The 21,881-nt window shown below is 63.8% G+C and carries 16 protein-coding genes; 13 read left to right on the top strand and 3 right to left on the bottom strand.

The window, feature by feature from the left end:
- The first annotated feature begins 220 nt into the window (after nucleotides 1–220).
- From FGE21_RS16165 to FGE21_RS16130, 8 genes are all read left to right on the top strand, one after another.
- Entirely contained in the window at nucleotides 221–1,465 is a 1,245-nt protein-coding gene (locus FGE21_RS16165) for a sarcosine oxidase subunit beta family protein (RefSeq protein ID WP_139664463.1), read from the top strand.
- Between the two features lie 115 nt (nucleotides 1,466–1,580).
- The gene (locus FGE21_RS16160) at nucleotides 1,581–1,784 is read left to right on the top strand and encodes a hypothetical protein (RefSeq protein ID WP_139664462.1); all 204 of its coding nucleotides are present in this window, start codon (nucleotides 1,581–1,583) and stop codon (nucleotides 1,782–1,784) included.
- A 357-nt stretch (nucleotides 1,785–2,141) separates the two neighbouring features.
- Nucleotides 2,142–2,474 (top strand): sarcosine oxidase subunit delta, encoded by a 333-nt coding sequence (locus FGE21_RS16155; RefSeq protein WP_139664461.1) that lies wholly within the window; start codon nucleotides 2,142–2,144, stop codon nucleotides 2,472–2,474.
- 89 nt (nucleotides 2,475–2,563) lie between these two features.
- Nucleotides 2,564–5,614, top strand: a complete 3,051-nt coding sequence (locus FGE21_RS16150) for a sarcosine oxidase subunit alpha family protein (protein WP_139664460.1) — start codon at nucleotides 2,564–2,566, stop codon at nucleotides 5,612–5,614.
- Nucleotides 5,607–6,176, top strand: coding sequence for a sarcosine oxidase subunit gamma (locus FGE21_RS16145; RefSeq protein ID WP_139664459.1), 570 nt, complete (start codon nucleotides 5,607–5,609; stop codon nucleotides 6,174–6,176). Before FGE21_RS16150 ends, FGE21_RS16145 begins: the two co-directional genes overlap by 8 nt.
- A gap of 105 nt (nucleotides 6,177–6,281) precedes the next feature.
- Nucleotides 6,282–6,701 (top strand): hypothetical protein, encoded by a 420-nt coding sequence (locus tag FGE21_RS16140; protein ID WP_176695466.1) that lies wholly within the window; start codon nucleotides 6,282–6,284, stop codon nucleotides 6,699–6,701.
- A 228-nt stretch (nucleotides 6,702–6,929) separates the two neighbouring features.
- Complete coding sequence (locus FGE21_RS16135; RefSeq protein ID WP_139664458.1) at nucleotides 6,930–7,529, top strand: superoxide dismutase; 600 nt, start codon at nucleotides 6,930–6,932, stop codon at nucleotides 7,527–7,529.
- Nucleotides 7,530–7,719: 190 nt separating this feature from the next.
- A complete protein-coding gene (locus FGE21_RS16130; RefSeq protein WP_139664457.1) occupies nucleotides 7,720–8,754 on the top strand; it encodes a hypothetical protein in 1,035 nt (344 codons plus the stop codon).
- Between the two features lie 62 nt (nucleotides 8,755–8,816).
- Here the strand turns inward: FGE21_RS16130 and FGE21_RS16125 are convergent, their stop codons facing one another.
- Complete coding sequence (locus FGE21_RS16125) at nucleotides 8,817–9,371, bottom strand: TIGR00730 family Rossman fold protein (RefSeq protein WP_139664456.1); 555 nt, start codon at nucleotides 9,369–9,371, stop codon at nucleotides 8,817–8,819.
- A 138-nt stretch (nucleotides 9,372–9,509) separates the two neighbouring features.
- Between FGE21_RS16125 and FGE21_RS16120 the strand changes: the two genes are divergently transcribed.
- From FGE21_RS16120 to FGE21_RS16110, 3 genes are all read left to right on the top strand, one after another.
- Nucleotides 9,510–11,495 carry a LysM peptidoglycan-binding domain-containing protein gene (locus tag FGE21_RS16120; RefSeq protein WP_139664455.1) on the top strand — a complete coding sequence of 662 codons (1,986 nt, stop codon included), beginning with the start codon at nucleotides 9,510–9,512 and terminating at the stop codon, nucleotides 11,493–11,495.
- Nucleotides 11,496–11,597: 102 nt separating this feature from the next.
- On the top strand, nucleotides 11,598–13,496 hold the full coding sequence (locus FGE21_RS16115; RefSeq protein WP_139664454.1) for an ABC transporter ATP-binding protein/permease: 1,899 nt from the start codon (nucleotides 11,598–11,600) through the stop codon (nucleotides 13,494–13,496).
- Nucleotides 13,497–13,795: 299 nt separating this feature from the next.
- A complete protein-coding gene (locus FGE21_RS16110) occupies nucleotides 13,796–14,044 on the top strand; it encodes an EF-hand domain-containing protein (RefSeq protein ID WP_139664453.1) in 249 nt (82 codons plus the stop codon).
- A 259-nt stretch (nucleotides 14,045–14,303) separates the two neighbouring features.
- Here the strand turns inward: FGE21_RS16110 and FGE21_RS16105 are convergent, their stop codons facing one another.
- On the bottom strand, nucleotides 14,304–18,188 hold the full coding sequence (locus FGE21_RS16105) for an efflux RND transporter permease subunit (protein ID WP_139664452.1): 3,885 nt from the start codon (nucleotides 18,186–18,188) through the stop codon (nucleotides 14,304–14,306).
- Nucleotides 18,185–19,438: an efflux RND transporter periplasmic adaptor subunit gene (locus FGE21_RS16100; RefSeq protein WP_139664451.1), complete on the bottom strand. Its 1,254-nt coding sequence runs from the start codon at nucleotides 19,436–19,438 to the stop codon at nucleotides 18,185–18,187. The genes FGE21_RS16105 and FGE21_RS16100 overlap by 4 nt, the downstream gene beginning before the upstream one ends.
- A gap of 343 nt (nucleotides 19,439–19,781) precedes the next feature.
- Here FGE21_RS16100 and FGE21_RS16095 point away from each other — a divergent pair, with 343 nt between their 5' ends.
- Together FGE21_RS16095 and FGE21_RS16090 are read left to right on the top strand one after the other, a co-directional pair.
- Complete coding sequence (locus tag FGE21_RS16095) at nucleotides 19,782–20,450, top strand: hypothetical protein (RefSeq protein WP_139664450.1); 669 nt, start codon at nucleotides 19,782–19,784, stop codon at nucleotides 20,448–20,450.
- Between the two features lie 67 nt (nucleotides 20,451–20,517).
- Nucleotides 20,518–21,840: a PQQ-like beta-propeller repeat protein gene (locus tag FGE21_RS16090; RefSeq protein WP_139664449.1), complete on the top strand. Its 1,323-nt coding sequence runs from the start codon at nucleotides 20,518–20,520 to the stop codon at nucleotides 21,838–21,840.
- Nucleotides 21,841–21,881: the final 41 nt, after the last annotated feature.

Here is a 21,881-nt window from a genome sequence, read left to right as displayed (position 1 = left end):
CGGGGCCGGAAAAAAGCCCTATTGCTGCGACCTGCTGTCCTGTTTATTGAGTTCAACCGCTGTGGCCCTGTGCCGGCTCAGGCGGGAACAGTGCTCGCCGCGCCCGAAGATGCGGCAGCGGGTGATGTCGCAAACCTGACGAAACACGACGATTAACGGCGCGGTTCCTGTGGCGATCGCGGGCATACCTGACACCAGACACGACGCATTGGATTCGCTCATGAAACGCTATTCAGCCTTTGCAGTGGCGCGGGAAGGCCTGCGCTATCACACCGGGTGGGAGCGCGCCTGGCGTGCGCCCGAGCCCAAACGCCACTACGATGTGATCATCGTCGGCGCCGGTGGCCACGGTCTGGCTACGGCCTATTACCTCGGCCGGAATTTCGGCATCACCAATGTGGCGGTGATCGAGAAGGGCTGGCTTGGCGGCGGCAATACAGGCCGCAACACCACCATCATCCGGTCGAACTACCTGCAGGATCCGTCGGCAGCGATCTACGAGAAAGCGCGCAGCCTCTACGAGGGGCTGTCCCAGGATTTCAACTACAACGTCATGTTCAGCCCCCGGGGCGTCATCATGCTGGCGCAGACGGAACATGAGGTGCGCGGCTACAAACGCACCGCCCACGCCAATGCGCTGCAGGGGGTCTCCACCGAATGGATCGAACCCGCCCGCGTCAAGGAGCTGGTGCCGATCATCAATCTCGCAGGCCCACGCTATCCGGTGCTTGGCGGGCTCTGGCAGGAACGCGGCGGCACCGCGCGCCATGATGCGGTGGCCTGGGGCTATGCGCGGGCCTGTTCCGAAATGGGCATGGACATCATCCAGCAATGCGAAGTCACTGGCGTGCGCAGCGAAGGTGGCCGCGTCGTCGGCGTCGACACCAGCAAGGGCGCGATCGATTGCGACAAGCTGGGCATGGTGGTGGCGGGCAATTGCTCCGTCCTGTCCGAGATGGCGGGCTTTCGACTGCCGGTCGAGAGCGTGGCGCTGCAGGCGCTGGTCTCCGAGCCGATCAAACCCTGCATGGATGTGGTCGTCATGGCCAATACAGTGCACGGCTACATGTCGCAGTCCGACAAGGGCGAAATGGTGATCGGCGGCGGCACCGACGGCTACAACAACTATACCCAGCGCGGCTCTTTCCACCACATCGAGGAAACCGTGCGGGCGCTGGTCGAGACCTTCCCGATGGTGTCGCGCCTGAAGATGCTGCGCCAATGGGGCGGCATCGTCGATGTGACCGGCGACCGCTCGCCGCTGATCTCAAAAACCCCGGTGCAGAACTGTTTCGTCAACGCAGGCTGGGGTACGGGCGGCTTCAAGGCGATCCCCGGTTCGGGCTGGGCCATGGCAGAGCTGATGGCGACCGGGCATTCCAGCCTGGCCGAGGAATTCTCCATGACCCGGTTCAAAGAGGGCAAATTCATCGACGAGAGCGTCGCGGCGGGGGTGGCGCACTGATGGGCGCGGTCTTGCGGCGCGTGGATGCGATATCCGATCTGCGCCATGGTACAGGGAACATTTGCGTGAGGTGGGGCGTTGAGCCTGCGAACCGTAATTCACGCAGGAGGCATTCATGTCTGACCAAACTCAACATTCGTCCGGCAACGGCAACAGCAACACGGCGCTTGCTTTCATTCTCGGTGCTGTCGTCGTCGCGCTGGCCGTGGTCGGCTGGTTCGTCCTCAGCGGCGAAAACCCGGTCGACAAACCCGACATCAGCATCGAGCTGCCAGGCGGGGGTGTCATCGAAGGCGAAGTCGAGGGCGGCGGCAACTAAGCCGTCCGCTCAGTCGAATGTTTCATTCCATCGGTGCGCGGCAGATTTTTGTCGCGCGCCGATCTCCGGCGGCACCGGTCTGACCCGACCCGTGTCTCTTGCCGAGGGCCCCGCCGATGTCCGGCGGGCTTTGGGTCCGTCCCCTCACAACATACGATCTGCCACGCGGATCAGGGCCCCATGGACCATGGGCCCTGTCTTGGCCTGCATGCGTTCTGCGGCGCCCGCGCGCGCCCGTCAGGCCTGTCAGGCCTGCCAGACCTGTCACAGTCGGCCTCTGGATCAGCACAAGACCCAGCATCCCGACCGCCTCCCTGTGATCGACCGCGTTGAAACACTCTCGCCGGAGCATCCCCCATGCTGATCCTAGACTGCCCCTATTGCGGCGTACGCGCCGAAGAAACCGAACTGCACGCCGGCGGCGAAGCACATCTGAAACGCTTCGGTCCTGGCTCCTCGGACGAGGATTTCCACGACTACCTCTTCATGCGTGAGAATCCGCGCGGCGTGCATTTCGAACGCTGGCGCCATGTCTCGGGCTGCGGCAAGTGGTTCCACGCGGCCCGCTGCACCCAGACGCTCGAGGTCTTCGGCACCTACAGCGCCCAGACCACAGAGCCACCGCAACAGATCACAGACGCCATCTCCGCCAAGCGCCCGGGCTGGACCTGGCGCGGCCTCTCGGACTGAGCGGTGATGCTTCATCTTTTCATAAATATCTCCGCCGGAGGCTCCCGCACTGACGGGGTCACGCCACCATCAGCGAAAGGTTCGCTTCAATGAGCACGCGTCTCGCCAAACAGGGCCGGCTGATCGACCGCTCCAAACAGATCGAGTTCACCTTCAACGGCAAAAAGCTCAAGGGCTTTGCCGGGGATACGCTGGCCTCGGCGCTTCTTGCCAATGATCAGATGCTGGTCGGGCGCTCGTTCAAATACCACCGCCCGCGCGGCCTCGTGGCCTCGGGCGCCGAAGAGCCGAACGCGCTGGTGGGCCTCGGTGTCGGCGACCGCTTCGAGCCGAACCAGCGCGCCACCACCACAGAGCTGTTCGCGGGTCTTGCGGCGCAGTCGCAAAACCACTGGCCGAGCCTCGAATATGATATCGGCGAGGTGAACTCAAAGCTGTTCTCCCGCTTTCTGACGGCCGGTTTCTACTACAAGATGTTCATCCACCCGCGCCCCTTCTGGAAGCATATCTACGAACCCTTCATCCGCCAGTCCGCAGGCCTCGGCAAGGCGCCGGATACGGAACTGAAGGACGCAGACACCTACGAACATTTCTATTTCTTCTGCGATGTTCTGGTGATCGGCGGCGGTGTGGCAGGGCTGCAGGCTGCGAAATCTGCCGCAGAAACCGGCGCCAAGGTGCTGGTTCTTGAGGAAAAATCCTGCTGGGGTGGCCGGACGCCGGTCGATGGCGGCACCATCGAGGGTCTCGACGCCGAGGAATGGATCGCCAGAACCGTCGCAGAGCTGGAGGCGCTGGACAATGTCACTCTGCGCAGCCGCACCATGGGGGCGGGCGTCTACGATCACAGCTATATCCTCGGCTATGAGCGGCTCACGGATCACGCGCCGGGACAGGGGGGGCCGCGCCATCGCCTCTGGCGGATCCGGGCTCAGCAGACCGTGACCGCCACCGGCGCCATCGAACGGCCCCTGTCCTTTGCCGGCAATGATGTGCCGGGGGTGATGCTGGCGGGGGCGATGCGGGACTATCTGGTGAACTGGGGCGTCACACCCGGCCAGAAGGTGCTGGTGGCCACCAATAACGACGATGCCTACCGCACCGCCATTGCCCTGCACGAGGCCGGTGTCGAGGTGGTCCGCGTCGTGGACGCCCGCGAAAGCGGCGGTGGAGAACTGTCCGACCGGGTGCGGGATCTCGGCATCCGCATCGAATGCGGCCGTGCGATAGCCAAGGTCAAGGATGGCAAGCGCGTGACCAAAGTGGCGATCTGCGCCCAGAACGGCGAGGGCGGCGCCCGCGAGGAAATCGAGGCCGATGCGGTTGCCATGTCCGGCGGCTGGTCGCCGGTGGTGCATCTGTGGTCCCATTGCGGCGGCAAGCTGACCTGGGACGAAACGCAGGCGCATTTCCGACCCGACCCCGACCGTGCGCCCACCGGCCATGACGGCGCCCCCTTTGTGGTGACGGCAGGTTCGGCCTCCGGCCCGCTTGGGCTGGCGGCGGTGATGGCGGATGCGGCTGCCGCAGGGGCCAAAGCGGCCGAGGCAGCCGGTCGTCCGGCCCGCACCGTGACCCCCATCGCCACCTCCGAGGTCACCGAGGCGCCGATGGAGCCGGTCTGGCTGATGCCCGCAAAGGCCGACATCGAGCTGCGGATGAAAACCTGGCTCGATTATCAGAATGACGTGAAGGTCTCCGACGTGCAGCTCGCCGCGCGCGAGGGCTATGAAAGCGTCGAACATACCAAACGCTACACCACGCTTGGCATGGCCACGGATCAGGGGAAGCTCTCCAATATCAATGGCTTGGCGATCCTTGCTGATGCGTTGGACGCGGAAATCCCGCAGGTGGGCACCACCACATTCCGGCCGCCCTATCACCCGATTTCAATGGGGGCCATCGGTGGCGAGGCGCGTGGCGAGATCTTCCAGCCGCTGCGCAAGACGCCAATGTATGACTGGCACGACAGCCACGGCGCCCATTGGGAACCGGTCGGCCATTGGCGCAGGCCCTATGCCTATCTGCGCTCCGGCGAAAGCCTCCACGAGGCCGTCAACCGCGAGGTGAAGAACACGCGGGAGGCGCTCGGGCTGCTTGACGCCTCGACGCTGGGCAAGCTGATCGTCAAAGGGCCGGATGCGGGTCGCTTCCTCGACATGCTCTACACCAATATGATGAGCACTCTGAAGATCGGCAAATGCCGCTATGGGCTGATGTGTTCCGAGAACGGGTTCTTGTCGGATGACGGCGTGGTTGCACGCATCGACGAGGACACCTGGCTCTGCCACACCACCACTGGCGGCGCGGATCGCATCCACGCCCATATGGAGGAATGGCTGCAGACGGAATGGTGGGACTGGAAGGTCTATGTCGCCAATGTCACCGAACAGCTGGCGCAGGTGGCCGTGGTCGGCCCGAATGCCCGCAGGGTTCTGGAAAAGCTGAACGGACAGGCTGGCGGAGGACAGGCGGGCGGCGGCATGGATCTATCGCCTGAGGCGCTCGGATTCATGGAGTGGCAGGACGGTGAGATCGGCGGCTTCAAGGCGCGCGCCTACCGGATCTCCTTCTCGGGGGAATTGTCCTACGAGATCGCGGTTTCGGCCTCGGAGGGACAGGCCTTCTGGTCGGCGCTGATCGAGGCGGGGCGCGAATTCGGGGTCATGCCATACGGCACCGAATGCCTGCATATCCTGCGCGCCGAAAAGGGCTTCATCATGATCGGAGACGAGACCGACGGCACGGTGATCCCGCAGGACCTCGGCCTGCACTGGGCGCTGTCGAAGAAGAAAGACGACTACCTCGGCAAGCGGGCGCAGAGCCGGTCGCATATGACCGACCCGGACCGCTGGCAGCTGGTCGGGCTGGAGACGCTGGATGGCTCGGTGCTGCCGGATGGCGCCTATGCGGTGGGCAACGGGGTCAACGCCAACGGTCAGAAGAACACCATCGGCCGGGTGACCTCGACCTATTATTCCGCCACGCTCGATCGCGGGATTGCGATGGGGCTGGTGAAACACGGACCCAAACGCATGGGGGAGGTGATCGATTTCCCCGGGCTGGACGGGAAAACCTACCAGGCGCGGATCGTTGATCCGGTGTTCTACGACAAGGATGGGGAAAAGCAGAATGTCTGAAGCCGTGAGTGCCCTGAACGGGGCCAGCTTTGCCGGTCTGGCCCGGGTCGAAGAGACCGGCCTTGGCGGCATGATCACCCTGCGGGGCGATTTCGCCTCCGCAGCGTTTCGCGCCGCGGTCAAGACGGCCACTGGAGGCGACCTGCCCGACACCCGCAGGATTGCTTTTGGTGACAGGGGCGCGGTGGCCTGGATGTCGCCGGACGAGCTGCTGCTGCTGGTGGACTATGCCGAGGCGGCGGCGGTGACGGCAAGCCTGGCACGGGATCTGGCGGGCGAACACCATATGGCGGTGAATGTCTCGGACGCGCGTGCCTGTTTCACGGTCAACGGGGCCTCCGCGCGTGAGGTGATCGCCAAGGTGGCGCCGGTGGATCTGGCGCCCGGGCAGTTCGCGCCCGGTGATTTCCGCCGCACCCGGTTCGCCCAGGTGGCCGGGGCGTTCTGGCTCGACGAGGCGGATGTGTTCCATATCGTCTGTTTCCGCTCGGTCGCGGCCTATATGTTCAACCTGCTGAGCACCGCAGCGCATCCGCAGGCCAGGGTCGGGGTCTACAGCTGACCTGACGCCAATGCGCAACAGGTGGAGATTTAAATATGCGGTCCCTTGCTGGGGCCGCATTTATTTTTGAACATATCCATCTGCAGTAAAAAGGAAATTTCAACGATGGCTTTTTTCAGAAATTCAATCTGGACGGCTTTGTTTGGCCTGTCGGTCTCTGTAGGCGCTGGAGGCGGGGCCCAGGCCGAAGTTTGGCTATGTGATTTCAAGGCAGGAACGCGGTTCAATACCATCCCCGAAAAAGTGCTGTTTGATCTTCGGCCTGACGGGACGGCGATGGTGATGGATCCGTTTCTTGTCCATTTCGAACAGGCGCCAAAATTGGCCAAGTTCGTCAAAAACACCACGAAGAACCTGCGCGTGCGTTGGGTTGTGCAGGATGTCGAATTCCAGGGAGGTCTGGCGACGGATATGCATTTTTCGGTGGTTCACGACAAACACAAGAACAAGGCTTTCATCACGCTCAACTTACCGAGTTTCGACAATAGGGACAGCGGTACAGGGACCTGCGCGGCCCGAAAATAGGGCTCTGATGCAGCCTCCAGCCTGCGGCTGATCGCGAGGGCGGGGCGCAAACGCAGGCTCGCGCTGGATTGGCCTTTGGCCGAAAGCGTGCACAGGGGGAGCTTGCGAGTATTGCCTGCAGGTTCCGGCGCAGGCTGTCGGGCAAATTCCTGCTCAGGGACTTGACCAAACCGGGGCAGGGCCGCATGTATCCATCAGGACCGCAACATAAATTGACAGGGGGCCCTCATGGCTTTTGAACTTCCCGACCTTCCCTATGCACATGATGCGCTGGCGTCCAAGGGCATGTCCGCCGAGACGCTGGAATACCACCACGACCTGCACCACAAGGCCTATGTGGACAACGGCAACAAACTGATCGCCGGCACCGAGTGGGACGGCAAATCTCTCGAAGAGATCATCACCGGCACCTACAACAAGGATGCCGTGGCTCAGAACGGTATCTTCAACAACATCTCCCAGCTGTGGAACCACAACCAGTTCTGGGAAATGATGGGCGCGGGCGACAGCGCGATGCCGGGCGAGCTGGAAAAGGCGCTGGTCGAGTCCTTCGGCTCCGTTGACAAGTTCAAGGAAGAATTCTCTGCCGCGGGTGCGGGTCAGTTCGGCTCCGGCTGGGCCTGGCTGGTCAAGGATACCGACGGCGGGCTCAAAGTTACCAAGACCGAGAACGGTGTGAACCCGCTGTGCTTCGGTCAGACTGCGCTGCTGGGCTGTGATGTGTGGGAACATTCCTACTATATCGATTTCCGCAACAAGCGCCCGGCCTACCTGTCGAACTTCCTCGACAATCTGGTGAACTGGGAAAACGTCGCATCGCGCCTGTAAATCGGCTGCCGCGTGCTGACGGACCTTTGAGCCACATCTGAGGTCCTTGGAAACACCCGCTGGAGACAGCGGGTGTTTTTGCAGCTGAGGTCACATCTGACCCCATTTGACGTTGGCTCACGAAATGCGGTTTTGCGGCCGCAATTGCGGATGCTAGCCTTGCTCTATTCAAAAAAGCGAGGATTGTATTATGTTTGTGTATTTTCGAAAAATGACGGCTGCCTTGGCCACGTGCCTGTTGGTGGCGCAATGTTCGACGATCGAACGCGAAGCGGGGTATCCCGGCGGCAATCTGGGATATCTCGCAGATCGGCATGCCATATTTGCAAAGGGCCAGGAGGAGCGGGTCAACCGGCATCTGATTTCACTGGCGCTGGTGGCGCCGTTGATCGCCGAAACGGCACGGACTTCGGGCGAGGCAAAACTGTCGTCGCACCGGATTGCCGACCTCTATGCGGCGATCAGCAAGTTGAAAAAAGCGGCCAATATCTGCAAACTGGCCCTGAACGCGGAAGGTACGCTTCTGGTCACCGGCGACGGGGCCTGCACGATTGAGCAGATCACCCCGACGGAAGGCAGCAGCTTTCACTTTGAGACCCTGTCGCTCGAGGTTTCCAAGTCGCTCAACGATGCGCTGAAACAGGCCTATGACAATCTGAATATCAAGGCGGGTGCCAAATCCTTTGTAAAGCTCAGTCCGTCGGACATGTTGAAGAACGTGTTCAACGCCCGTCGGCTGGTTCCGATCCTGATGGACTATCTGGCGACGTTTCGGGATGTGACGCTGGTGTTTGGTCATTCGGTTGCCGAGTCGTGTGGCCCCAAAACGGGCTGGGAGACCAAATTTGAGACTGCCTGCCAAGATGTGAACTATAGTTTCAAGGCATTGATGAACAGGACGCGTACCCTTGATGCGGATATCGCAAGCGAGGAACGCCCGATCAAAGACGTGCTTGATGCCTCGGAGGCGGCGATCAATGCGGGATTGCCCTGGACGCTCTCCAAGGTGCAGGTTGCGGCGCTTTTGTTCAAGGTGAACCGGGCCTGTCGCAAACTCGAAGCGCTGGCCAAGGCCGAAGACGAGAATTTCACCGGGTGTGCCGTCGATTGGAGTGAAGTGCAGAAGAGCAATGCCCCGCCGGTCGCGGATGCAAAGGCCAACTCAGGCTCGATTGCCAAAGCTGACACCACCAACAATGTGAATGCGCTGATCAACCAGTTCTGACCGCGTTGAAAACCGAAAAGACAAGGGGCCACTCTGTGAAGTGGCCCCTTTGTCATGCGGTCTCACTGTATCTTTGTGCCCGTCAGACAGGCCACCGCCTGCTGGGGCGTTTCGGCCCAGTGCAGGACGGCACTGTGTGCCGCATCTGCAAAACCCTCGGCCACCACGTGATCAATCAGCGCGCGCAGCGGCTCCCAATAGCCATCGGTGTTCAGGATCGCGATGGGTTTGTCATGCAGACCGAGCTGGCGCCAGGTGATGGCCTCGAACAGCTCGTCCAGCGAGCCCATGCCACCGGGCAGCAGGATCACGGCGTCGGAATTATACAGCATCACCTTTTTGCGTTCGTGCATGGTTTCGGTGACCACATAGGTGGTGAGGTCCGACTTGCCGACCTCGCGCCGGACCAGATGCTGGGGGATCACGCCGAAGGTCTCGCCGCCGGCGGCCTGTGCGGCGCGGGCCACGGTGCCCATCAGCCCGACATCGCCCGCCCCATAGACCAGCCGCAGCCCCGCCTGTGCGAGCATCCTGCCCAGATCTTCGGCAGCTCCCGCATGAGCCGGATTGGCCCCCATGCGGGAGCCGCAGTAAACGCAGACGGATGTGACGACCATGGCGCACCTTTTGTCTTTTTGAACAAGGGGGAAGAAACATCGTGCTTTGACCCCTCATAGCGGTGTTGATAGGTTTGCTCAACCGAGGGGACGGAAACAGTTCGCCGGTGGCAAGGGACAAAAGGGACTGAACGCAAGATGACGAAGACAAGCGGGATAGGAGCGGGATCCGGGCTCGCCATTGCAACGGCTGCAACGGTGGTCATTGTGGGGGGCGGTTTCTTTCTGGCCAAGGGCGGTGTCTTTGGCCCGGATGCGCAGGAGATGCTGGAGCGCCGGCTGGCGGTGCTGGGGCTGGTGAACATGCCGGCGCCGATCGTGACGCGGGTGCCTCAGCCGGTTCTGGCCCCCTTGGCGCCACAGCAGCAGGAGGGCGGCGACCGCGAAGGCACGGCGGAGGTCCCGGCCGATACCACAGTCGCGGCGCTTGCGGAGGATGCAGAGACCGGCGCGGAGCCGCAGTCGGAGGAGACCGGGTTCATCCTGAGCCCGCCGGTGCTCGGTCTGGCGCGGTTTGAAACCGACGGCAGCGGCCTGATTGCGGGGTCGGCGCAGGCCGGGGTCGAGGTGAGCGTGCTGCTGGACGGCGCGGTTCTGGACCGGCAGGTGGTGCCGGAGGGCGGCGAGTTCGTGTCCTTTGTGACCATCACGCCCAGCACCGCGCCGCGCGTGGTGTCGTTGGTGGCGCGGTTCGACGGCCAGCAGCTTGCCTCCGAAGACAGTTTCATCCTCGCACCGCTGAATGTGGATGTGGCGGCAAATACATCGGAGGCTGCGGCCCCGGTCGCAGCGCCTGTTGCGCAAGAGACTGTGCCGCAAATTGCGGAGGCAGCGGACGGCGCCGGGGCGGACCCTGCCGCGCCCGAGACCGGAACCGTGGTGGCCGAGACGGGGGCTGTTGCCGCGCCCGAAGCGCCAGACACGCCAGCGGTTTCGGACACCCTCGGCGGGTCTGTGCCCGATGTCAGCTTGCCCACTGTCAGCTTGGCGGATGATGCCTCCTTGCCGGACACCGAGCGCCTGCCGGTTGCCACAGATGCCGGTGACGCAGCGGACTCAGATGCCGGGACGGTGGCGCAGGTCGCCCCGGAGGAGGAGAGCGCCGCGGACGGAGCTGACACGGCGGTTGCGGATGCCACGACACCCGAATCTCCGGTGACACAGCAGACGCAGGAGGGGGATGGTTCGGGCACGGCGGAAGGCACGTCTGACGGAACGGCCGTCGCAGTTGCCGATGCGACCGCAGAGGGGGCTGGAGAGGAGAGGTCTGCGCGGGCTGCCGAAGACATGGCATCTGACGGGGCTGCCGACGGGACATCTGACGGGACTGCTGACGGGGCATCTGACGGGGCATCGGAAGAGATCCGCTTGCCCACAGCCGAGGTTGCCTCCGGCGCGCCGACGACGCAGGCACCTGAAACAGGGTCGCCGGATGTGCGGCTGCCTGAGATCGCCGAGCGCGTGGATGCGCCGCAACTGCAGGTCCCCGCCACAGCGGAGCCGGAAATCGCCGCGCATGACGATGCGGTGGCGGCCGATGCCACCCCCGCCCCGAGACCGGAGGTCTCCGTGGCGGTCCTGCGCGCGAACAAGGATGGCGTGACCCTGATCCAGCCGGGCACCCCGGTTGCACCGGACCTGCTGGACAAGATCGCATTGGACACCATCAGCTATTCGGAGACCGGCGACGTGCAGCTGGCCGGCCGGGCACAGCCCGAGGCGCTGGTCCGGGTCTACCTTGACAACACCCCGGTTGCGGATATTGCGACCGACGGCGGCGGGCGCTGGTCCGGCAGCCTGACATCGGTCGCGCCGGGGATCTATACGTTGCGGCTGGATGAGATCGACGCGCTGGGGGGCAAGGTGCTGAGCCGCCTCGAGACCCCGTTCAAACGCGAAGCCCCCGAGGCGCTGGCGCCTGTGATCACCGGCGAAGCCGCCGCAGGCGGCCATGCCCCCACCATCCAGGCGGTCACCGTGCAAAAGGGAGACACGCTTTGGGCAATTTCGCAGGACCGCTACGGCAGCGGGTTCCTTTTTGTGCGGGTGTTTGAGGCCAACAAGGGCGATATCCGCGATCCTGACCTGATCTATCCGGGACAGATCTTCACTCTGCCCGATTAAATCCCTAGATAGCAGCGAAAGAGGGCGCGCTTCCCGATGTGGGGGCGCGCTTTTGCGTCGGGCTGTGTGTCCGGTGGACCGAATTGACCGCGAGGAAGACGAATGAGCTCCAGACCCAGTTCCAGTTCCGGACCCAGTTCCAACCCGAGCCCCAGCCCGAGTTCCAGTCAGAGTTCCAGCGCCAGTCAGAGCCCCAGCCCTGATGCGCTCCCCTCTGCCGCAGATGAAAGACGCTCGGGTCTGCGGACGTTGCGCCGGGTCTGGCCCTATGTCTGGCCCGAGGATGCGCCGACGGTGCGGCTGCGGGTGGTGCTGGCGCTGGTGATACTGATGGGCGCCAAGGGGATCGCGGTGGTGACGCCGCTGTTTTACAAGGGCGCGGTGGATGCGCTGGCCGCCGAGGGGGTGCCGATGCTGGCGCTCGGGGCGGTTGGGCTGACCGTGGCCTACGGCATGGCGCGGGTGATGAATTCCGGCTTTCAGCAATTGCGCGACGTGGTCTTTGCGCCGGTGACGCAACGGGCGCTGCGGCAGTTGGCGCTGACCACGTTTCGCCACATCCACGCGATGTCGATGCGCTATCACATCACCCGCAAGACCGGCGGGTTGAGCCGGATCATCGAGCGCGGCGTCAAGGGCGTTGAATTCCTGCTGCGCTTTTTGATCCTGTCAATCGGCCCCTTGCTGCTGGAGCTGATCCTGGTGGCTGTGGTGCTCGCCTGGCTGTTCGACCTTTGGTATCTTGTGGCGGTGGCGGTGACCATTGCGCTCTATATCTGGTTCACCTTCGCGGTGACGGAATGGCGGGTGAAGCTGCGCCGGGATATGAACACACAGGACACAGATGCCAACCAGAAGGCCATCGACAGCCTGCTGAACTACGAGACGGTGAAATATTTCGGCGCCGAGGACCGCGAGGCCGCGCGCTATGACCTCGCCATGAAGGGCTATGCGGCGGCGGCGCTGAAAACCTCCTATTCGCTGGCGGCGCTGAACTTTGGTCAGGTTGTGATCATCACCACGGGGCTGATTGCGGTGATGGTGATGGCGGCCACCGGGGTCGAGCGCGGCGAGATGACCGTCGGCGATTTCGTCATGGTCAACGCCTATATGATCCAGATCACCGGCCCGCTCGGGTTTCTGGGGACGGTCTATCGCGAAATCCGCCAGAGCCTGGTGGATATGGGCGAGATGTTCGAGCTGCTGTCACAGCCGCCGGATGTGGAGGACCGGCCCGGCGCCGTGCCGCTAGAGGTCGGCGGTGGCGAGATCCGGCTGCAGGACGTGCGCTTTGGCTATGAGACGGACCGCGAGATCCTGAAGGGGGTGTCGCTGGTGGTCGGGGCCGGACAGACCGTGGCGATTGTCGGCTCTACCGGTTCGGGCAAGTCCACCATCGGCCGGTTGCTGTTTCGCTTCTACGATGTCACCGGCGGGCGCTTGACCATCGACGGTCAGGATCTGCGGGATGTGACGCAGGAGAGCCTCCATGCGGCCATCGGCGTGGTGCCGCAGGATACGGTGCTGTTCAACGATACCATCCGCTACAACATCGCCTATGGCCGCGCCGGCGCCACTGAGGCCGAGATCTTTGACGCGGCGCGCGATGCCCAGATCCATGATTTCATCATGAAGCTGCCGGACGGCTACGAGACGCAGGTGGGGGAACGTGGGCTGAAGCTTTCGGGCGGCGAGAAGCAGCGGGTGGGGATTGCCCGGACCCTGCTGAAGGATCCGCCGATCCTGTTGCTGGACGAGGCGACATCGGCGCTGGACACTGATACCGAGGGCGAGATCAAGGGGGCACTGGCCAGAGCCGGTCAGGGGCGCACCGTGATCACCATCGCGCATCGCCTCTCCACCATCGCCGAGGCGGATCAGATCGTGGTTCTGGAACAGGGCGAGATTTGCGAGACCGGCACCCACGAGGATCTTCTCGCCCGGGGCGGGCGCTACGCGCATCTGTGGCAACGCCAGCAGGCCGATCAGGACCCCGGCTGAGACGGTCCGGCGTGGCAGGGGATTTTGTTCCCCCCTAGGGCGGCAATTTCTGGACAGCCGGGCATTTGCGCGGCGCTTTGCCGGTTTGCGGCGACGGGGTCGGCGGGGAAAGGGCGGCACCTGAGCTGTCCGCGTTAAGTTGCCGGTTTGAAACGGATAAATGGCCGGGTTCTGCCGGAAATATGGCGGGGCTCGTCCCGGGCTGGAGCTGCGATTGAGGGCGATCTACCGTCCTCATTGTCGCAGGGGGCATGGTGCCGCCCTGTGCTGAACCGCAACTCTGAACCTGGAGACACCCGATGAAAACCTTTGCCCTGACCACAGCCGCAGTCGTAACTTTGGCCGCAGCCCCCGCGATGGCCGCCGGTTTTGCCAGCGAAGTCGATGCCGATGGCAATGGCAGCCTGTCGCTTGAGGAGCTGCAGATGGCCTATCCGGCGCTGACGGAAGAGACATTCGTCCGCATCGATCTGGACGCCGATGGCGAGGCATCCGTCGAAGAAGTCACCGCCGCGCAGGACGCCGGTCTGCTGGTCAGCAACGGCTGATCAACAAGATTTACCACCCACCACAGGACAAGCCCCACGGATCCCACAGACGCCCGGACTGCGCGGGCAGGGGGAAGAGAGGGGCGGCCGGGTGTCGTCTCTCGCTTCGCCGGGGCTGTTTGTCTGATGCGGCGGCCTTCTGGGCCTGTGGGGGTCGATATGTGCCAGATCTGCCGAACATGAAACAGGCCCCGCCAAATTTGACGGGGCCTGTTTTTGATCGTCACAACAGCCCTTGGCGGTGTCGGTCTATTCCGCCCTATTCTGCCGCGCGCACGGGGGGGCTGCCCTGCGGCGCCTGATCCCGGTTGGCTTCTGCATCCGCGTCGCCAGAGCTGTCACCGCTGCCATCTTCACCGGCACTGGCAGCCCCACCGTCGCCCTCTGCGCGCGCAGCGGGGGGCGCGGCGGCCGCGCTTGCGGGTTGGAACAGATCCGACCAATGGATTTCAGTGGAGGGCAGGCGCCGGGTCTTGCGCGCGAGGATCGCATCCTGGGCGACGCGGCTACCGCGACCGCCGAACACCCGGCTCAGAAGGCGCGCGATCCAGGACACATAGGTGCCGAGCCAGACCCGCATTGCCAGCAGCGACGGCGTCACCACCAGCGTCAGCACAGTGGCCACCCCAAGGCCGAAGACCACGGCCGTCGCCAGCTGTTTCCACCACAGGGCCGTGGGGCTGTCGATGGAATAGCCGCCGTTGATGAAATCGAGACTGACCCCGAACATCATTGGCGCCAAACCCGCCATCGTGGTGATGGTTGTCAGCAGAACCGGTCGGATGCGGGCCTCGGCGGTGCGGATAATGGCCTCGATCCGCGGCATCTGCTGGCTGAATTCCTGATAGGTATCAATGAGAACGATGTTGTTGTTCACCACGATCCCCGCCAGGGCGACGACGCCGGTGCCGGTCATGATGATGGAGAAGGGCTGTTGCATCACCAGCATGCCGATCAGCACCCCGGTGGTCGACAGAACCACCGCCAGCAGCACCAGCACAGAGTTGTAGAAACTGTTGAACTGCGCCAGCAGGATCACGAACATCAGCCCGAGCGCGCCCGCAAAGGCATTCATCAGGAAGGCACCGGATTCGGCCTGTTCTTCCTGATCCCCGGTCCATTCCCAATCGATCGAGGGATCAAAGGGCGATGTTTCCAGCCATTCCGTCAGCATGGCGATCCGCTCGTTTGCGTTGATCGGCACCACATGGGTTTTCGCCGCCGCCATGGCCTCTGTCAACGCCGCAACCGAGCCGGCGCCGGTCAGTGAGAAGACCTGCGTCAGCGTGCCATTCGCCAGTTCGATGGTCTGGCCGGAGGCGGTATCCCCATCGGCCAGCGCCTTGACGATGGCCAGCGAGACATCCTCGCCCGCGCTATCGGTGGTGAAGATCTCGCTCAGCCCCGGCTCCACATCGGCCTTCACATCGTAGTAGCGCTGCTGCTCGACGCGGGAAATGGTGGCCAGCTTGGGCACGGGCTGACGGGTGACGAAATTCGACAGCGGGACCAGCCCTTCGCCTGTGCGCAGTTTCAACGTGTCGAGCGTTGACAGCACCCGTTGATGTTCCGGCAGGCGCAGGCGGATCTCGATCTCCTCATCGGAGCTGTCGACCCGCATGGTGTCCAGCAGAATGCCCCGCGTGACCAGCTGCACCATGGCGCCAACCGTGGCGACATCGGCGCCGTAGCGCCCGGCCTTGGCCACATCCACGTCAATCTCCCAGTCGATGCCGGGCAGTGGCAGGCTGTCCTCGATCAGGGTGAGGCCGGGGGTCTCGGAGAACTGTGTGCGCGCCAGATTGGTGGCCGCGCGCAGAGGGGCCCAGTTGTCCCCCTTGAGCCGCAGATGCAGGGGCTTGCCGGAGGCAGGCCCGCCCTCGAGCGCCTTGATCTCCACCTCAAAGCCCGGCAGGCCCGCGACCATGGCGCCCAGCTCTTCGAGCACCGTGTCACCGTCATAGGCGTCGGCAGTGACTTCACGCTCAAACAGGCCCCCGAAGATGGGTTCGGATTGGGTCGGGCGATCCTCCCAGGGGATGATCTCGAACTGGACCTGACCGATGGTATCGGGCGGGGTGCCGGCGCCGGAGGCATCCGTGTTGAGCCCGCCTTCGCCGGCAAAGGAGAATACATTGATGACCGCGGGGTGCGCCATCACCACCTCTTCGGTGGCGCGCACCATCTCGTCCTTTTCATGGAGCGAGAGATTGCCGCGGGCGCGGACATAGGCAGTGGCCTGTTCCGGTTCGCTTTCGACAAAGAATTCAACGCCGTAGTTGTTTTCCTGAAACAGGCCGAAGACGGTGACGATACCAAAGGCGACCGCCGCGAGGGTGACGATGGGCATCACCGGGTTGCCGACGATCAGCTTGATCACCCAGCCAAACGCCCCGAGCCGCTGGCCCGCCTGGACCCGGCGCGGGCGGCGCTGCAATTCGGCGGCACCGAGGGTGACAGAGGCGGCTGCGGCGGCGATCAGGAACAGAGCCGCGCCGAGGAGGGTCGGGCCGGTGCCGGAGCCGCCGGGGATCAGGTAGGCGGGGTTCAGCAGCTGCATGGCGCCGACGAACATGCCCCAGAGCGACAGAAGCACCAGAGCGGCGCGCAGCACCCAGGGCAGGCGGCGGCGCAGGACGTCGGACGCCCCGCCGAGGACGCGCGACAAACGACCGGTGACGCCGCCCATGACCGGCAGGTAGATCAGCGCCACCACCAGCGAGGCCGACAGCACAAAGATCAGCGTCACAGGCAACATGCCCATGAATTCGCCCGGAACGCCGGGCCAGAACAGCATCGGCAAAAAGGCGCAGAGCGTGGTCGCGGTCGATGACACCACCGGCCAGAACATCCGCTGCGCGGCCTCGACATAGGCGTGCATCGGGCCGGTGCCCTCGGCAATGCGCTTGTCGGCATATTCCACCACCACGATGGCGCCGTCCACCAGCATCCCCACCGCGAGGATCAGGCCGAACATCACGATGTTGGAAATCGACACGTCCATGATGGCGAGAAAGCCGAAACACAGCAGGAAGGAGGTCGGGATGGCAAAGCCCACCAACAGCGCCGCCCGGCTGCCGAGCGCAGAAAGCACAACGATCATCACCAGCGCCACAGCCGTCAGAACAGATCCCTCCAGCTGGCTCACCATGGAGCCGACAACCCGGCTCTGGTCGTTGGAGGTGCTGAGCCGGACGGCGGCCTTCAGTTCATCGGGCCATTTTTCCTGCGCCTTGGCGAGGGTTTCCTTGACCAGATCAACCGTATCGATGAGGTTGAACCCCTTGCGTTTGACCACCTGCAGGGCGACCGTATCCGCGCCGTTGAATCGCGCGGTGCCTTCGCGGTCCTCGAAGGTGAAATTGATCTGGGCCAGCTCGCCCAGCGTCACCACGCGGTCGCCGTTGGTCTTCACCGGCAGGCCGTAGATATCCTCGACACTGTCAAAGGAGGAGGGGATCTTGACCGAGAAGGAACCCTGGGCGCTGTCGACCTCGCCTGCGGCGATCAGCTGGTTGTTGTTCTGCACCACAGAGATCAGATCGACGGCGGTGACGTTATAGGCCTCCAGCTTGAGCGGATCGATCAGCACCTCGACCATTTCGTCGCGATTGCCGGCAATCCCCGCCTCGAGCACCGCATCCAGCGCTTCGAGATCGTCCTGCAGGTCCTTGGCCAGACGGGCCATGGTGCGTTCGGGCACCGGGCCGGACATGCTGACGATGACGATGGGGAATTCGGAAAAGTTGATCTCGGTGATCGAGTATTTCTCGGCCCCTTCGGGGAAATCCGCCTCGGCGGCATCCATGGCGTCGCGCACATCGGCCATGATTGCGGTCTTGTCCCAGCCGAAATCAAATTCCAACGCGACGCCCGCATAGCCCTCGGCGGCGGTGGAGGACATCTTGTCCAGACCGTCCAGATCGGCCAGTTCGGTCTCCATGACCTTGACCAGCAGGGTTTCGGAATCCTCGGCGGAAATGCCGGGGAAGGAGACCGAGATGAACAGGGCGGGGATCTCGATATCCGGCTCGCCCTCTTTCGGCAGGCTGACATAGGCGAACCCGCCCACAAGGATTGAAATCGCGATGAAGGCCAGAACCATCCTGGCCCGGTCTGCGGCCCAGTTGACGACGCCGATCATTTGCTCAACTCCCGGAAAGTCGGGTCAAGCGCGACCCCTTCGGTGACAAAATCCTGACCCACGACGATCACATCCGCCTGCTCCGGCAGGCCGTCGAGCCAGACGCCGGTGGCTTCGTCGCGCAACAGGGTGACGGGCACAAAGCCTGCGGTGCTGTCGCTGCGAACCACCCGAACGCCCAACTGGCCCTCATTGTTGAGGGTCAGCGCCGATTGCGGCAGCTGATGCGCCTTGGTGCCTTCGGCCGAGATCACGATTTCGGCGGTCTGGCCGTCGCGGATCCGCAGGTCCGGGTTCGGGACGGTAATTTCCACCTCGAAGGTGCGGGTGTCCTCATCGGCCGAGCGGCTGATGAAGGTGACGGTGCCGCTCGCCTGCTGACCGGTGGCCAGCCGCGCCCCGGCGCGGGCCCCCAGCGTGACGCGGTCAATGGCGGTTTCGGGCAGGTAGCCGACCAGTTTGATGGTATCGAGCTGGATGACGGTGGCGCAGAGGCTGCCCGGCTGCAACAGGCTGCCTATTTCCGCGGTGTCGGATTCGAGGATGCCGTCGAAGGGCGCGCGCAGCACCAGCCGGTCCATTTCCTTTTGGGCCGATGCGACCGCGGCAGTGGCGGATTCGATGCCGGCCCGGGTCGATTCCAGGCCGCCCTCGGCCGAGGCGATTGCCGCCTGCGCGGTGCGTTCGGCCGCGCGGGTGGAGGCCAGCCGAGTCTCTGACGCATAGCCCCCCTCGGAGAGCTTCTGCGCGGCGGTGAGGTTGATGCGGGCCTCTTCCAGCAGGGCATGGCTTTCTTCCAGCCGGGCCTCTGCTTCGGGGACCTTGGCGCGGGCTTCTTTCAGGCGGGCGCGGGCCTCCAGCAGGGAAGCGGGCCGGATACCGGGGTCCAGTTCGCACAGGAGATCGCCAGCCTTCACGCGGGCGCCTTTGCGCAGGGGCTCCGATATCACCGTGGAGGTCGTTTCCGCCTGTACGTTCACCTCGCGCATGGCCCGGGTCTGGCCGCGCACGATCACCGCATTGTCGATGGCGCGGGCGCTGCTGTGGACCGCGACGACGGCAACACGGACGCCGAGATCGGTCTGTTCAACGGCGGCTCCTGTCTGCTCCCCGGCGGAGGCGGGATCAGAGGTTTCGAGTTCGGTCGCATCCTCGCCGCGTGCAAAGGCCAGTAGATTGTCGCGCTGCATGACCAGAGAATAGAGGCCAGCGGTCACGACCAAGGCGGTCAGAGGGGGAATAATACGCATTGTAAACGTTGTCTCCGGATTGAACACGCTTTTGTGAATATACTCATGTTCCGTCTTCAGAAACTGTGATGCAGGTCACAGAAGGCAAGATCGAGCTTTTGGGGGCAAAACCTGCTGTCAGAGTTAGGCCTTTGACGCGTCAAACGGAATACACTTGGCAGTTGTTTTTACCGAAACTCCGACAAAAATACCGATTTTTCCCGGTTTCGATGGTCAAGAGGGCAGTCTCAGCGGATTTTGTTGCGCTGCGCCGCGCACTTGGCTTGTCTGATCGCACAGGCTATGGCACATCGGCATGCGTAATTTCCGGCACCGTCCGGCGACAGAAGCAAGGGCCCAAGTCATGAGCGATACCGACAGTTTCATCGAAGAGGTGACAGAAGAGGTCCGTCGCGACCGGCTGTTCCTGATGCTAAAACGCTATGGCTGGATCGGCGCGGTTGCGGTGGTTCTGATCGTGGGCGGTGCGGCCTGGCGCGAATACAGCCAGGCGCAGGCGCGCAGCAATGCGCAGGCCGTGGGCGATGCGATGACGGCGGCCCTGTCTGCGGAGGACGCCGCCATCCGGGCCGAAGGTCTGGCCGCGATCCACAGCGACAGTGCCGGCGCGCAGGCCGTGGTCGACATGGCGCGCGCCGCAGCCCTGGCCGAAGCGGATCAGTCGGCCGCCGCCGCAGAGGTCATGGATGGCGTGGCAACCAACGGCGATCTGCCACAGGTCTACCGCGATATTGCGGCCTTCAAATCGGTTCTTTTGAAGGCCGACAGCCTCGCCGCCGAGGACCGGCGTCTGCAGCTTGAGGCGCTCGCCGCACCGGGTGGCAGCCTGCAGTATCTCGCCGCCGAGCAATTGGCGCTGCTGGATCTCGAAGAAGGCAAGACGGAGGCCGCGCTGGCCCGTCTGCGCGAGATCGCTGCGTCAGAAGGCGTGTCGCGGGACTTGCAAGACCGGGTGTCTCAAGTGATTGTGGCACTTGGCGGTTCGCTGGATGCGGACGCTCAGGAGGGGTGAGATCCGCGTCAAAGCGGATCCGATGACACCAATAATGTGACCCATGAAGAATGACAGGGGCAGGGTGATGACGGCAGTTCTAGGCGGTTTCGGTCTCCGCGCAAGCGTGATGGCCACAGCGATAGCGGCAGTCCTGATGGGCTGTACCGAGCCGGAAGAAATCCTCCGGGGCGCGCGGGAAGATATCCGTGCCGGGCAGGGCGGCGATGTGGTCAACCGGGCGGCGCCTGTTTCGTTGCCTGCGATGGTTCAGAACGCGGCATGGGAACAAAGCCCCGGACAGGCCGCGACCCGCACGACCCATGCGGCGCTGTCCAAGGCGCCCTCGCTGATCTGGTCGACCAGCATCGGCAGCGGCGACAGCCGCAAGCAGCGCGTGACGGCGGCCCCTGTTGTCGGCGGCGGGCGGATCTACACGCTGGACAGTGCGGCAAAGGTCACTGCCGTGTCGCCCTCCGGTGCGGTGCTGTGGCAGAGATCGATCCTGCCCTCGGCCGATGGGGAAGGCGACGCAACGGCGGGGGGGCTCGCCTTTGCCGGTGGTGTTGTCTACGTCTCGTCGGGCTTTGGGGTGGTGACGGCGCTGGATGCCACCTCGGGGGCGGAGATCTGGCGGCAGGAGCTTGACGCCACAGGCTCCGGCAGCCCGACCCTGCGCGACGGGTTGTTGTATCTGGTGGCGGGCGATGACACCGCCTGGGTTCTTGATGCCAGCACCGGACGGATCGCCTGGCAGCTCGAGGCCTCGCCCAGCGTCGCCAATATTCTGGGGGCGCCGGCACCGGTGGTCGGGCCCGATATTGCGGTCTTTGCCTTCGGGTCAGGTGATCTGATCGGGACCTTCCGCCGCGGAGGCTTCCGCCGCTGGATCGCTTCCGTCTCCGGCAGCCGCACCGGCAGCGCGATTTCGCAGATCAGCGATGTGACGGGGGCGCCGTTCCTTGACGGGAACCGCCTCTATGTGGGCAATCATTCGGGCCGGACGGCAGCGTTTGACGTAACTTCCGGCACCCGCTTGTGGACCGCGTTTGAAGGGACATTCGGGCCGGTCTGGGTTGCCGGGGGCAGCGTGTTCCTGGTGAGTGACAAAAGCCAGCTGATGCGTCTGGATGCCGGGGATGGCAGCGTGATCTGGTCTGTGGCTCTGCCGGGCTATGTCAAGGACAAGCCGCGCAAGCGGGCTGAAATCGTGGCCCATCACGGGCCGGTTCTGGCGGGCGGCCAACTGGTGGTGGCCTCCAATGATGGCCAATTGCGGTTCTTTGATCCCGTCGATGGGCGCCAGACCCGTAGTGTGGCAATCAGCGGCGGCGCCTCGACCGAGCCGGTCGTGGCAGGCGCGACGCTTTATGTCGTGACCGGAGACGGCGACCTGGTGGCCTATCGCTAACGCGAAATGCGCGTCGCATGAGGGGTTGCGCTGCACTATGT

This window comes from Phaeobacter sp. B1627 (assembly GCF_006265095.1).
Classification (GTDB): Bacteria; Pseudomonadota; Alphaproteobacteria; order Rhodobacterales; family Rhodobacteraceae; genus Epibacterium.
This window is presented reverse-complemented; position numbering and strand designations above follow the sequence as displayed.

Bases quoted from the DNA above. Each gene is read 5' to 3' on its own strand.
- FGE21_RS16165 (WP_139664463.1), top strand. From the start codon at position 221: ATGAAACGCTATTCAGCCTTTGCAGTGGCGCGGGAAGGCCTGCGCTAT.
- FGE21_RS16160 (WP_139664462.1), top strand. From the start codon at position 1,581: ATGTCTGACCAAACTCAACATTCGTCCGGCAACGGCAACAGCAACACG.
- FGE21_RS16155 (WP_139664461.1), top strand. From the start codon at position 2,142: ATGCTGATCCTAGACTGCCCCTATTGCGGCGTACGCGCCGAAGAAACC.
- FGE21_RS16150 (WP_139664460.1), top strand. From the start codon at position 2,564: ATGAGCACGCGTCTCGCCAAACAGGGCCGGCTGATCGACCGCTCCAAA.
- FGE21_RS16145 (WP_139664459.1), top strand. From the start codon at position 5,607: ATGTCTGAAGCCGTGAGTGCCCTGAACGGGGCCAGCTTTGCCGGTCTG.
- FGE21_RS16140 (WP_176695466.1), top strand. From the start codon at position 6,282: ATGGCTTTTTTCAGAAATTCAATCTGGACGGCTTTGTTTGGCCTGTCG.
- FGE21_RS16135 (WP_139664458.1), top strand. From the start codon at position 6,930: ATGGCTTTTGAACTTCCCGACCTTCCCTATGCACATGATGCGCTGGCG.
- FGE21_RS16130 (WP_139664457.1), top strand. From the start codon at position 7,720: ATGTTTGTGTATTTTCGAAAAATGACGGCTGCCTTGGCCACGTGCCTG.
- FGE21_RS16125 (WP_139664456.1), bottom strand. From the start codon at position 9,371: ATGGTCGTCACATCCGTCTGCGTTTACTGCGGCTCCCGCATGGGGGCC.
- FGE21_RS16120 (WP_139664455.1), top strand. From the start codon at position 9,510: ATGACGAAGACAAGCGGGATAGGAGCGGGATCCGGGCTCGCCATTGCA.
- FGE21_RS16115 (WP_139664454.1), top strand. From the start codon at position 11,598: ATGAGCTCCAGACCCAGTTCCAGTTCCGGACCCAGTTCCAACCCGAGC.
- FGE21_RS16110 (WP_139664453.1), top strand. From the start codon at position 13,796: ATGAAAACCTTTGCCCTGACCACAGCCGCAGTCGTAACTTTGGCCGCA.
- FGE21_RS16105 (WP_139664452.1), bottom strand. From the start codon at position 18,188: ATGATCGGCGTCGTCAACTGGGCCGCAGACCGGGCCAGGATGGTTCTG.
- FGE21_RS16100 (WP_139664451.1), bottom strand. From the start codon at position 19,438: ATGCGTATTATTCCCCCTCTGACCGCCTTGGTCGTGACCGCTGGCCTC.
- FGE21_RS16095 (WP_139664450.1), top strand. From the start codon at position 19,782: ATGAGCGATACCGACAGTTTCATCGAAGAGGTGACAGAAGAGGTCCGT.
- FGE21_RS16090 (WP_139664449.1), top strand. From the start codon at position 20,518: ATGACGGCAGTTCTAGGCGGTTTCGGTCTCCGCGCAAGCGTGATGGCC.